This is a genomic window from Verrucomicrobiia bacterium, from assembly GCA_019694135.1.
GTDB lineage: Bacteria > Verrucomicrobiota > Verrucomicrobiia > JADLBR01 > JAIBCM01 > JAIBCM01.
The window spans coordinates 106,089-118,900 of sequence record JAIBCM010000003.1; the positions used below are offsets into that span (position 1 = coordinate 106,089).

The 12,812-nt window shown below is 42.2% G+C and carries 9 protein-coding genes and 1 tRNA gene; 2 read left to right on the plus strand and 8 right to left on the minus strand.

Annotated elements, in window-relative coordinates:
• The first annotated feature begins 7 nt into the window (after positions 1-7).
• On the plus strand, positions 8-508 hold the full coding sequence (locus tag K1X66_05130) for a hypothetical protein (protein MBX7157751.1): 501 nt from the start codon (positions 8-10) through the stop codon (positions 506-508).
• 47 nt (positions 509-555) lie between these two features.
• On the opposite strand, the gene K1X66_05135 is transcribed toward K1X66_05130, so the two are convergent.
• Positions 556-636, minus strand: a tRNA-Leu gene (locus K1X66_05135).
• A gap of 105 nt (positions 637-741) precedes the next feature.
• Here K1X66_05135 and K1X66_05140 point away from each other — a divergent pair.
• Positions 742-1,233, plus strand: coding sequence for a hypothetical protein (locus K1X66_05140; GenBank protein MBX7157752.1), 492 nt, complete (start codon positions 742-744; stop codon positions 1,231-1,233).
• A gap of 3 nt (positions 1,234-1,236) precedes the next feature.
• Here K1X66_05140 and corA read toward each other — a convergent pair whose 3' ends face one another.
• The 7 genes from corA to rplK all read right to left on the minus strand — a co-directional run bounded on the left by corA (position 1,237) and on the right by rplK (position 12,786).
• Positions 1,237-2,205: a magnesium/cobalt transporter CorA gene (gene corA / locus K1X66_05145; GenBank protein MBX7157753.1), complete on the minus strand. Its 969-nt coding sequence runs from the start codon at positions 2,203-2,205 to the stop codon at positions 1,237-1,239.
• Positions 2,206-2,306: 101 nt separating this feature from the next.
• Entirely contained in the window at positions 2,307-6,458 is a 4,152-nt protein-coding gene (rpoC, locus tag K1X66_05150) for a DNA-directed RNA polymerase subunit beta' (protein MBX7157754.1), read from the minus strand.
• Between the two features lie 24 nt (positions 6,459-6,482).
• Positions 6,483-10,370, minus strand: coding sequence for a DNA-directed RNA polymerase subunit beta (gene rpoB, locus K1X66_05155; GenBank protein ID MBX7157755.1), 3,888 nt, complete (start codon positions 10,368-10,370; stop codon positions 6,483-6,485).
• A 95-nt stretch (positions 10,371-10,465) separates the two neighbouring features.
• Complete coding sequence (gene rplL / locus K1X66_05160) at positions 10,466-10,852, minus strand: 50S ribosomal protein L7/L12 (protein ID MBX7157756.1); 387 nt, start codon at positions 10,850-10,852, stop codon at positions 10,466-10,468.
• Between the two features lie 234 nt (positions 10,853-11,086).
• Positions 11,087-11,599 (minus strand): 50S ribosomal protein L10, encoded by a 513-nt coding sequence (gene rplJ, locus K1X66_05165; GenBank protein MBX7157757.1) that lies wholly within the window; start codon positions 11,597-11,599, stop codon positions 11,087-11,089.
• Positions 11,600-11,604: 5 nt separating this feature from the next.
• A complete protein-coding gene (rplA, locus tag K1X66_05170; GenBank protein MBX7157758.1) occupies positions 11,605-12,303 on the minus strand; it encodes a 50S ribosomal protein L1 in 699 nt (232 codons plus the stop codon).
• Positions 12,304-12,363: 60 nt separating this feature from the next.
• The gene (gene rplK / locus K1X66_05175) at positions 12,364-12,786 is read right to left on the minus strand and encodes a 50S ribosomal protein L11 (protein MBX7157759.1); all 423 of its coding nucleotides are present in this window, start codon (positions 12,784-12,786) and stop codon (positions 12,364-12,366) included.
• Positions 12,787-12,812: the final 26 nt, after the last annotated feature.

The following is a 12,812-nucleotide window of genomic DNA, read 5'->3' on the forward strand; positions in this document are numbered from 1 at the left end:
CCTTACCATGAAATTTTCACTTTCTCTCGTATTATTCACTTTATTCCTCACTGGCTGCGCTTATCAACTGGGCAATATTCCTGGTAAAGAAGTCGAAGGCATCTCCTCGATTAATGTGCCCGTTGTCAGAAACGAAACTTATGAGCCAGGAATCAGCGTTATGGTTACTGACGCCATTATTCAACGATTCCATTCTGATGGCACTATGAGTGTGACTCGAGAAGCGAATGCGGATGCCACCTTAGAAGTAAAACTGACTCGTTTTGAACGTTCCCCATTGCGCAGTGTGCGTAATGACACCCGAACCGTTGCTGAATATCGCGTCTTCCTCCTAGCTGAAGTTGTATTACGTAAAAATGACGGCACTGTCTTAATCAAAGAAAAAGTTGCCGGTGACACCGAATTCTTCATTGGAAACGATCTACAAGAAGGCGAACGTCAAGCAATGGGTCTAGTGGCTGATGAATTAGCCAATAACATCGTTCTTCGAGTTACCGAAGGTTGGTAAGCAATTTACTTTACTACTGACAGCTGATTACTAATACGAATATTAAGTGCTGGAGACAGGACTTGAACCTGCACGCCTTGCGGCACGGGAACCTAAATCCCGCGTGTCTGCCATTTCACCACTCCAGCTAAAGTCAGAAATAAAATATTATTATGGTTTGAAACGAATAAAGAATCAATCGACAAATCTTCTTCACTTGCGATGTCGGAACAATTTTGCATAAAATATTAACCATGAAAATCAATTTTGGTCCGAGTCCTGGTTATATAGTCTCTTTGATTTTGCACAGCATCAGTTTTTATATTGGCGTTGTAGTTTTTGCATTTCGTCTTTGGCCCCCTTTTCTTTCTAGTTTGCAACGTGGCATTCCGATTACAGGCACTCACCTGACGCTTTTAGCTTTTTTCCTTATCATGTTTAGTGTATCTCGCGCTTTTTACATCTATCACTTCACTAGCTATTCCCTAGCCGATTTGGACAGCAATCCCGTTTTAGAAATCGGACGTCCTTATGCTTTTTTTGGAAAACAAGTGGATGGTGTATTTTGCCAACTCATTACTGATTGCGATTATCGTGTGACTCCGCTCCAAGTTTTTTTTCAATCTGCTACTTTTTTTATTGAAAGCGCCGATAATAAACGGATTCGCATCCCTTACGCAGAAAAAGAGATGTTAGAAAAATTACGCACGCTGTGCCCCCGCATTCGAGTTTTGGGAACTGTTTAATTTTTAAAACCAATTTCTGCGTTTTGCCCACAGCACCATTAACAACGTAGTTGCTATGGTAAAAACACCAGCCATTTCATAACCAAATGGCATTGAAATTTCCGGCATGGATCGAAAATTCATTCCATACCATCCTGATACCACGGTAATGGGAATAGTTAAAGCCGTCATGATAGCCAGCGCTTTAATGACTTGATTAGTTTCATGTTGTGCTTTGTTGAGATAAACATCCATAATTAACAACAACTGATCAGAATAATTTAACCCCGTTGCATCGTAACGCGACAAGTTATCTGTAATGTCTCGAAAATAAGGCAAAAGATGCGTTCGAATTAATTTAAACTCACCACGCGCTAATCGACTTACTACTTCGCGTTGCGGAGCAACAATTACCCGAAAATCGCTTAATTCTTTTTTAGCGTTCAAAATCAGTTTAATAATATCCTTAGGATTTATTTCAAACAGCGTCGCTTCAATTTCCTGAATTTCTTTGGTTAATTCATCGATGACCGGTTTGTAGTTATCCACCAACAGATCGATAATATAATAAGCTAAGCGATCTGGTCCGCGCACATTAGTTACAATGCTATGCCGCAGTTTATCAATGATGGAATTAACTCCTCGTATTTTGCCAGTGTGATAGGTGACAAGAAATTCTTTGCCTAGAAACATATTTAATTCCGTTGTTTTGAACTGTTCCTGACGCGAAAATTCAATAGCGTGTAACACTAAGAAAATATAATCCTCGTAATCTTCAATCTTAGGCAATTCATTTACCGTTACACAATCTTCTATCGCCAAGGGGTGAAAGCTAAACACCCCTTCTAACACTTGTTTTACCTCTTGCTCTGTAGGTTGGTCTAGATCTACCCACAAATGCAAACCAGGATCTCCACGCACCAGACGCAATGCATCCAGATCAAGATCCTGTCCCACTAACTTGCCTTGTTCAAAAACAAATGAATGGATCATCTTTTGTCAAGATGCCCTGTTTCCTACAGGTTTGGCAAGTTTCTTTTACAAAAAGAAAGGCCAACCTTGGTAACCAAGATTGGCCTAACCTGAATCAGATATTATTCTCCTAAAGAAGCAGAAATTTCCAAAGGAATTTTAGGTTTTTCTTCACCTTCTTTTTCCAAAGAAACTAAGGGTTCGCCGACAGGCTCGCTTAATTCCACCAGACGGACTCGATTATAGCCTGTATAACCGGTTCCAGCGGGAATCAAATGACCCATGATCACATTCTCTTTAAAACCGCGCAATCGATCCACTTTACCTAAAGTGGCCGCATCCGTTAAAACGCGTGTGGTGTCTTGGAAAGAGGCTGCCGATATGAAACTTTCTGTTTCCAACGAAGCCTTTGTGATTCCTAACAACACCGGTTTAGCTTCAGCAGGCTTGCCACCCGCCGCAACAATGCGTCGATTCTCTTCTTCAAACGATAATCGGTCTACTTGCTCATCCCATAAGAAACTGGTATCACCAGGATCCACAATCTTCACTTTGCGCAACATCTGGCGAACGATAATTTCAATATGTTTATCGTTAATTTCTACGCCTTGCAAACGATACACTTCTTGAACTTCGTTTAAGAGATATTCTTGCAAAGCCTGGGGGCCGCAAATATCTAGCACTTCATGCGGAACAACTGGACCTTCCGTCAACTGTTGACCTTTCTTCACATGATCCCCTTTATAAACAATAATATGTTTATTCATTGGAATCAGATGCTCTTCTTCAGCATTAGTTTGAGCATCACGCAAGACCAATCTTCGTTTCCCGCGCGTAGTTCCAGCAAATTCAACTACTCCATCAATCTTAGCAATTTCTGCCGCGTCTTTAGGTCGACGCGCTTCGAAAAGTTCTGCCACTCGAGGCAAACCACCAGTAATATCTTTGGTCTTCACTACTTTTCGCGGCGTTTTTGCCAAACGATCGCCTGCCCGAACTTTAGCATTTGGCTTTACCTCAATGTGCGCGCCAGCTGGAATGGAATAACTTGCGAGCACTTCACCTTTATCATCCTTTACCACAATTTGAGGGTGCAAATCCTCTTTATGTTCGATGACCACTAACTCGACTTGTCCGCTAGATTCGTTAGTTTCTCGCTTAGTTGTTACTCCTTCAATAATATCAGCAAATTCTACTTTACCACTTTTTTCAGTAAGAATAGGAACATTATAAGGATCCCATTCTACAAAAACGGCGCCTTTTTTCACCATTCCACCCTCGCCTACTGAAATAGAAGATCCAATCACAATCACATAGCGTTCTAATTCGCGACCGTCCTCAGCATGAATGCTAATCGAGCCGTTCTTATTAAGTGCGATATGTTTACCATCAATCGATTCTACTGTGCGCAACTCATTATACTGAACTCGTCCATCATTTTTAGCTTTAATTTGGGGTTGTTTGAAAACCTGCGAAGCAGTTCCACCAATGTGAAATGTGCGCATGGTCAATTGAGTTCCGGGCTCACCAATGGATTGAGCCGCAATAATGCCTACCGTTTCACCCAATTTACCTTGATGAGAGGTAGCAAGATTTAGCCCGTAACATTTTGCGCAAACGCTGTTTTTTGTTTCACAAGTGAGCACGGAACGAATACGAACTTTTTCAACACCAAGCTTATCAATGGCTTTGGCTTTTTCTTCTGTAATCAATTCATTGGCTTTGACAATTTTTTCGTGACTGACAGGGTCTACAATGTCATCGCAAGAAGTGCGACCGTAAATGCGATCCGTCAACTTTACGATTTCGTCTTCCCCTTCATAAATCGGTTGCACCCAAATACCGTTCGGCGTGCCACAATCTTCTTCGCTAATGATCACATCCATTGCAACGTCGCACAATTTACGCGTCATATAACCCGAATCCGCTGTCTTTAATGCCGTATCAGCTAAACCTTTACGCGCACCGTGAGTTGAAATAAAATATTCCAACACCGTTAATCCCTCACGGAAATTCGAAAGAATCGGACGTTCAATAATTTCACCAGAAGGTTTTGCCATCAGACCGCGCATACCCGCCAACTGTTTGACTTGTTGACGATTGCCTCGCGCTCCTGAGTCCACCATTAAATAAACGGGATTTAACTCTTCACGCGCCAGATTATGTTCCAACGTGCGGAACATCACATTAGCGATTTCCTCACCCGCGTGGGTCCAAATATCCACAATCTTATTATAACGCTCACCATCAGTGATAATTCCTGCTTGATACTGTTTCTCTACTACACGAATCAAATCCATTGCCTTTTTAATCTCGGTAGCTTTTTCGCTAGGAATAATCATGTCAGCAATACCGATACTAATACCGGCGCGTGTGGCTTCTTCAAAACCCATTTGTTTCATTTTATCCAAACAATCAACCGTCGCAGGATGTCCGGAAACTCGGTAACACGTTAAAATAATTTCACCTAACAACTTTTTATTGACCGTTTTATTGACGAAACCAATTTCTTTAGGCCAAATTTCATTAAAAATCACTCGACCTGCTGTGGTTTCGATAAATTTTTTAGCCATATCGCCAAACACAGTTTTAACACCCAAATTGGGATTCTTTAAAATAATGCGACTGTGTGTGCTAATGCTTCCTTCACTATGCGCAAAAAACACTTCTTCCTGATTAGAAAAAATGGGCAGTCGTTGCTCCTTAGCCTTTTCGCCTCGCGAAGGTTGTGTCAAATAATAACATCCTAAAGGAATATCTTGAGAAGGCGTGGTAATGGCTTTTCCGCTTGAAGGCGAAAAAATATTGTTAGGGGCTAACATCAAAAGTCGCGCTTCCAACTGTGACTCGATAGAAAGCGGCACGTGAACAGCCATTTGGTCACCATCGAAGTCAGCGTTATAAGCTGTACAAACCAAAGGATGAATACGAATCGCCTCTCCTTCGATCAAAACCGGTTCAAAGGCCTGAATCGAAAGACGATGCAAAGTTGGCGCACGATTTAATAAAACGGGATGACCTTTGGTTACCTCTTCTAAAATATCCCAAACAATGGTTTCCTGACGCTCGATAATTTTCTTTGCGCTGCGGACAGTATGAACATGGCCTAACTCTTTCAAACGTCGAATGATGAAAGGCTCGAACAAAACCAATGCCATTTTTTTAGGCAAACCGCACTGGTTCAATTTCAATTCAGGCCCAATCACAATAACGGAACGACCTGAGTAATCTACGCGCTTCCCTAAAAGGTTCATTCGAAAGCGGCCTGTTTTGCCTTTTAACATGTCCGACAAAGATTTGAATGGACGATTCCCCGCTCCTAACACGGGTCGGCCATGGCGACCATTATCAATCAATGCATCTACCGATTCTTGTAACATGCGTTTTTCGTTGCGAATGATGACTTCTGGAGTCTTCAATTGTAACAAATTTTTTAGACGATTATTTCTGTTAATCACCCGACGATACAAATCATTCAAATCGGAGGTAGCAAAGCGTCCCCCTTCCAAAGGCACTAAGGGTCGTAAGTCTGGTGGAATGACTGGTAAAACTTCCAAAATCATCCATTCCGGTCTTTGCTCTGCTGAAATAAAGCCTTGCACCAATTTCAAACGTTTCGCGATTTTTTTGCGAGTCTGTTTGCTACGGGTGTTACCTAAAGCTTCTTGCAATTCTCGTTGCATTTTTTCGAGATCAACTCTCTTAAGAATTTCGCGAATTCCTTCAGCACCCATTTTCGCTATAAAATCATCGCCATATTGATCTTGGGCTTCGCGATATTCGGTTTCACTAAGCAGCTGTTTAAATTCTAATGGAGTTTTACCTGGATCAATTACGATATAATCCTCGTAATAAATTACCCGCTCTAACTCGCGCGCGGTCATATCCATCATGAGACCCAAACGGCTGGGCATACATTTAAAAAACCAAATATGCGAAACGGGGACAGCTAATTCAATATGCCCCATACGCTCGCGACGCACGCGAGATAAAGTAACTTCTACTCCACATCGATCACACACGATGCCTTTATATTTAATGCGCTTATATTTACCACAGGCACACTCCCAATCTTTGGTAGGACCAAAAATTCGTTCACAAAAAAGACCGCCTTTTTCCGGTTTGAACGTGCGATAGTTGATCGTCTCTGGATTTTTAACCTCGCCTCGACTCCAAGCGCGAATGGTAGTAGGTGCAGCAATGGCAATGCCTACTGTGTCAAAATCAACAGCTCGTTCCAATCCTAAGGTTTCTCGTAATGTCTCTCGGCTCATAATTCTCTTTTCTCGTTAACAGGTTTAGGCTCCTAAAATTTCTTCTGGCTTTTCTGCAGCTTCTCTGGCGGCGGCTTCGGCGCTGGAAGGTATTCCTCCAATATCCTCACCTCGAGAACGATCGCCTACCTTCACATCCAGACATAATGACTGCATTTCTTTAATTAAAACATTAAACGATTCTGGTGTGCCGGCCTGTAAAGAATTATCACCCTTTACAATGCTCTCGTAAATGCGTGTGCGGCCACTGACATCGTCCGATTTTACAGTTAATAATTCCTGCAAAGTATAAGCCGCGCCATACGCTTCCAAAGCCCACACTTCCATTTCACCAAAGCGTTGACCTCCATATTGCGCTTTACCACCTAAAGGTTGTTGCGTGACCAAGGAATAAGGTCCTACAGCGCGAGCATGGATTTTATCTGCAACCAAGTGATTGAGTTTTAACATGTAAATATAACCAACCACTACGCGTTGATCAAAACGGTCCCCTGTGCGGCCGTCATGAAGAAAAGTTTTTCCATCAACATCAATCGAAAACTCATCATTCTTATTTTTTACTTGTTTTAGAAAATCGTGAATCTGACTCTCACGAATTCCATCGAACACAGGTGTGGCAACTTTGAATCCTAAATATTTCGCCGCAATACCCAAATGAGTTTCTAAAACTTGCCCTACATTCATTCGTGAAGGCACACCCAATGGATTTAAAATAATTTCCACTGGTGTTCCATCCGGTAAAAAGGGCATATCTTCTTCCGGCACAATTTTTGCGACTACACCTTTATTACCATGACGCCCTGCCATTTTATCGCCAACGCCTAATTTGCGTTTGCTTGCGACATAAACTTTTACCTGTTTAATAATGCCAGGATCCACTTCATCACCACTTTCCAAGCGGTCCATCTGCATCATGCGCTCACTTTCGATTTGTTCGAACTTGGGTTCAAACTGCATGATTATTTCACGAATTTTAATGCGAATAGGGCTCGGATCGATATCGATATGGTTATAAACATCTGCCAATTTTCGAAGCAAAGTTTTAGTGATCTTACGATTAGCGGGAATAATGATTTCCCCTGTTTCTCCGTTCATGACGTCCAACGGAATTTTTTCGCCCAATAAGATATTGGAGAGCGCTTCAGTTAATTTTTCTTTTAGCTCATTATTTTTGCGATTGAAATCTTCTTCAGTCGTTTTCAAATGGCGTTTCATTTCGCTGGAATTCATCTTAACACGATCCACTTTTTTCAAGTTGGAAGAAACTTTTACATCCATCACGATTCCATAAACTCCCGATGGCACACGCAATGAAGAATCTTTCACGTCTGCGGCTTTTTCACCGAAAATAGCGCGTAATAAACGCTCTTCAGGAGCTAATTCTGTTTCGGATTTAGGTGTGATTTTTCCAACTAAAATATCGTTGGGTTTGACTTCTGCGCCGATACGAATTACGCCATCATGAGAAAGATTTTTCAATGCTTCTTCGCCAACATTGGGAATATCGCGAGTGATTTCTTCTGGACCGAGTTTGGTGTCACGAGCACTAATTTCAAATTCTTCAATGTGAATCGAAGTGTAAATATCTTCTTTAACAATTTTTTCACTAATGAGAATCGCATCTTCAAAATTGTAACCATTCCACGGCATGAAAGCCACGAGCACGTTGCGACCTAAGGCTAACTCACCCTGCTCGGTGCAAGGTCCATCAGCAATCACTTGCCCTTTACTGATACGTTGGCCTTGGCTCACCAAAGGTTTTTGGTTAATGCAAGTGCCTGCATTACTTCTCATGAATTTGCGTAATTCATAAACATACAAGCCCTTATCAGGATCGGTTTTTAAAGTTTTTTTGCCTTCGGGCATTTCACCATCGGAAGTAATTACGATTTGAGTTGCTGTTACCGAAGCCACTTTACCGCCGTGCTCGGCAATAATCACTGAGCATGAGTCACGCGCTACTTTTCCTTCCATTCCTGTTCCTACTAAAGGAGATTCCGTGCGAATGAGAGGCACGCCTTGTCGTTGCATGTTAGAACCCATGAGCGCGCGGTTGGCATCGTCATGTTCGAGGAAAGGAATTAAGCTGGCTGCCACGGAAACGAGTTGTTTGGGTGACACATCCATGTAGTGAACGCGAGTGGGTTCCACTTCCAAGAAATCGCCACGATAACGAACACTGACTTTTTCGTCTACTAGACGACCTTTTCCATCCAATACAGCATTAGCCTGAGCCACGATATAATTTTCTTCTTGATCGGCTGTTAAATAGTCAATATCGCCCGTTACACGACCATTTTCGATCTTGCGATAAGGTGTTTCAATGAAACCAAATTCATTAATGCGGGCAAATGAACTTAGTGAAGAAATCAGACCGATATTAGGTCCTTCTGGCGTCTCAATGGGACAAATGCGGCCATAATGCGAAGCATGCACGTCGCGCACTTCGAAGCCTGCGCGTTCTCGCGATAACCCCCCAGGTCCCAACGCCGATAAACGACGTTTATGAGTCATTTCGGAAAGAGGATTAATCTGATCCATGAATTGAGAAAGTTGGCTACGACCAAAAAAGTCGCGAATGGCTGCAGATAATGCCTTAGGATTGATCAATTTTTGAGGCGTCATACCTTCCAAGTTGACATCAAACAAAGTCATGCGTTCTTTCACCAAACGTTCTGTGCGAGCTAAACCGGTTCGACATTGGTTAGCCAGTAATTCACCCACTGTGCGCACGCGACGACTTCCCAAATGATCGATGTCATCTACGGCACCCTCACCTCGTCGTAAGTTTAAAAGATAACGGGTTGCGCCAACGATGTCGTCATTGGTTAATGTTCTGATATCTAAATCTACCGAAAGTCCTAATTTTTGATTAATTTTGTAACGTCCTACGCGACTGATGTCGTAACGTTTGATATCAAAAAAGAGGCGTTTTAATAAAGCTTTGGCATTTTGCACGGTGGGAGGATCGCCTGGACGAAGTTTACGATAAATGTCTTTCAACGCTTCATCCGTGTCTTTCGTCGGATCTTTTTTCAATGATTTGATGATGGCATCATCATCTTTAGTATCGACCACTTCCACTTCTTTAATATCGAGATCGGCGAGATGTCGAATAACAGTTTTTGACATCGGTTCAAAAGCGCGAGCTACGATCACTTCAGGATTATCTTTTTCGCGAACGTCTTCGACTAAAACTTTAGTTGCGATTGCTTCATCATCAATTTTTTGGCTCAACTTCAATTTTTCAATAGGATAAAATAACGAAAGAATTTCTCGATCAGAACTGAATCCCAGGGCTCGCAAAAATGTTGTCACTAAAAATTTTCGGCGACGTTTGCGACGATCGAGAAAAACATATAACAAATCGTTAGTGTCAAACATGATTTCCATCCAATTTCCACGATCTGGAATGATGCGATAGGAATAAAGAATTTTACCATTGGCATGAACGCTGCTTTCAAAACAGATGCCAGGGCTTCGGTGCAATTGGCTAACCACTACGCGTTCGGCGCCGTTAATAACAAACGTGCCGGCATTGGTCATGAGCGGCATTTCCCCCATATAAACGCGCTCTTCTTTTACTCCGGTTTCATCGCGCAAACGAAAAGTGACATACAACGGCGCGGAAAAAGTTTGACCTTCGCGTTGGCATTCCAAAGCTCCCACTTTAGGTTCGCCAATTTCATAGTTATCAAATTCCAACTTAATTTTTCCATCGTAACTTTCGATAGGAAAAACTTCTCCAAACACAGCTTGCAAACCTTCCGCCTTTCGCCTTTTCGGAGAAACGTCCGTTTGAAGAAATTCTTTGTAAGAAGTGAGTTGGATTTCAATCAAATTCGGGGGTTCCAATGCTTCAACAATTTTACCGAAGTTGATTCTCTCTGCCGTTTTTGTGTTATCTGACATGTTCGTTCCTAATTGACTGTTCTTGTTAACTGTTCTGATAAAGGGTTTCGATCGCTGCCCCTTTATCTGGAAAGGGGCAGTTCATCGAAATACTTTTATTTCACTTCGACTTTAGCGCCAGCTGCTTCTAATTTTTTCTTAATTTCATCAGCTTCTTCTTTGGTTGCACCTTCCTTCACGGTTTTAGGCGCGCTTTCCACTAAAGCTTTGGCGTCGGCCAATCCTAAACCTGGAACAACGCTGCGAACTTCTTTAATCACAGCGATTTTATTTGCGCCACCATCGGTTAATATCACATTAAACGAAGTTTTTTCTTCCGCCGCAGGAGCCGCTCCTCCTCCAGCTGGTGCCGCAGCGACAGCTGCAACAGGCGCAGCAGCGCTCACGCCCCAAGTTTCTTCTAATTGTTTAACTAAATCAGCCGCTTCCATAACAGTGAGCGAGCTGAGTTGCTCGACTATATTTTTTAAATCAGTTGCCATAATTATTGAGCCATTAGTTTTTAGCGCTTAGTCGTTTGCTTTTTCAAGCGAGTGAATTCACTAAAAATTCTAGCTTCCTTTTTTGTCGTTCTCCTAGCGAATTGCACCCGCAATTCATTTCTTCTTGAAGGGCTTCAAGACTAGAAGTGGGTCGACGTTTTTTGTTTATGCCCTTGTCCATCTTGGCGTTGGTTTTAGTCATATTATTGTTAGATGCTAATGCCACCGCAAATTTTATGTTGTTTTCTCCGATTTTGCTTTGATCACACGTGCCAGTTGCGAAGCCGGTGTGTGAATCAATCGCGCCAAAGTAGTCGCTGGCGTATTGATCAAACTTAAAATCTGTGCCAAAAGCGTTTCTCGAGGAGGTAAATCGGCCAACGTTATGATTTGTTTGGCTTCAAGGATTGCACCTTCTAAAACGCCACCACGAATTTGGGGCTTGGCAAATTCTGCGGCAAAATTTTTTAAAACTTTAGCCGCTGAACAAACATCTTGAGAGCCGGAAACAATAGCGGTTTGGCCTTCGAGTAAATCTTTGATTTCTGGCAAATCCAATTCCTTCATGACCAAGCGCAACGCTGTATTTTTCACCACGGTGTAGCGCGCTCCGGTTTGACGCAGACGTTTTCTAAGCTCGGAAAATTGTGGCACGTTCATCTGACGATAATCGGTCACAATGACATAAGGAAAGCCATTGATTTTGGCTTTAATTTCTTCCACTAAATTTGCTTTTTCTACTCTCATAATTTTTAATTTTTAAATTCACTCATATCTAAAGTTAAACCGGGTGATTGGGTTGAGCTTAATACTGCTCGATCGATGTAATGACCTTTTGCTGAAGAAGGACGCGCTTTCACTACGGAATCAATGACAGCGCGGCTATTTTCAATTAACTGAGCATCGCTAAACGAACGTTTGCCTAATAAAACATGAAGATTTGCCGCTTTATCGATTTTAAATTCTACGCGACCCGCTTTGCATTCTTTAACAGCTTTGGCGGTATCGTCGGTTACTGTGCCTGTTTTAGGGTTGGGCATAAGTCCGCGAGGACCTAAAACTTTTCCTAATTTTCTGACCTCTTGCATGGCTTCAGGTGTGGCAACAGCAACATCAAAATCTTGAAAACCTTCCTGACATTTTTTGATCATGTCTTCAAATCCCACATGCTCTGCTCCGGCAGCACGAGCAGCATCGGCCGCTTTACCTTTAGCAAAAACTAAAATCTTTACGTTTTTCCCGCTGCCATGAGGCAGTGCAACCGTGCCACGCACCATTTGATCGCTCTGTTTTGGATCCACTGTTAATTTGAAAGCCAATGTGACTGACTCATCAAATTTTGCGGCAGGAAAAGTTTTTAATATTTTAATGGCTTCTTCTAAAGGATAGAGCTTTTTCTCTTCCACTAATTTGGCCGCTTGTTGATATCGCTTACTTCGTTTATTTTGCATTTTTTTTACTCCCGTAGTGATAACGTCTCGCCGTGGCGAGACTCCTACTTATGGTTAATACTAGACAATTTCAATCCCCGCTTGACGCGCTGTTCCGGCTAAAATCCGGAAAGCAGCTTCTTCATCGTGCGTATTCAAATCTTTTATTTTTAGCTTCACAATTTCCATCACTTGGGCTTTGGAAAGTTTAGCCACCTTGTTTTTGTTGGGTTCTTTCGAGCCACTCGCAATTTTAGCCGCTTTTTTAAGAAGCACCGCAGCAGGTGGCGATTTGGTAATGAAACTAAAACTTTTATCTTTATAAACGGTAATTATGACCGGCAAAATGTCTCCACCTTGCTTTTGCGTAGCGGCATTAAATTCCTTGCAAAAAGCCATAATGTTAACGCCTTGTTGACCCAAAGCTGGTCCTACGGGAGGGGCTGGATTGGCCTGACCCGCTGGGATTTGTAATTTAATCGTTGCAACAACTTCTTTTGCCATAATTTTTTTCTTTAACTCAATTTTTA

Coding starts and splice junctions, on each gene's coding strand:
- rpoB (MBX7157755.1), bottom strand. CDS start 10,370: ATGTCAGATAACACAAAAACGGCAGAGAGAATCAACTTCGGTAAAATT.
- rplA (MBX7157758.1), bottom strand. CDS start 12,303: ATGCAAAATAAACGAAGTAAGCGATATCAACAAGCGGCCAAATTAGTG.
- rplL (MBX7157756.1), bottom strand. CDS start 10,852: ATGGCAACTGATTTAAAAAATATAGTCGAGCAACTCAGCTCGCTCACT.
- rpoC (MBX7157754.1), bottom strand. CDS start 6,458: ATGAGCCGAGAGACATTACGAGAAACCTTAGGATTGGAACGAGCTGTT.
- corA (MBX7157753.1), bottom strand. CDS start 2,205: ATGATCCATTCATTTGTTTTTGAACAAGGCAAGTTAGTGGGACAGGAT.
- rplJ (MBX7157757.1), bottom strand. CDS start 11,599: ATGAGAGTAGAAAAAGCAAATTTAGTGGAAGAAATTAAAGCCAAAATC.
- K1X66_05130 (MBX7157751.1), top strand. CDS start 8: ATGAAATTTTCACTTTCTCTCGTATTATTCACTTTATTCCTCACTGGC.
- K1X66_05140 (MBX7157752.1), top strand. CDS start 742: ATGAAAATCAATTTTGGTCCGAGTCCTGGTTATATAGTCTCTTTGATT.
- rplK (MBX7157759.1), bottom strand. CDS start 12,786: ATGGCAAAAGAAGTTGTTGCAACGATTAAATTACAAATCCCAGCGGGT.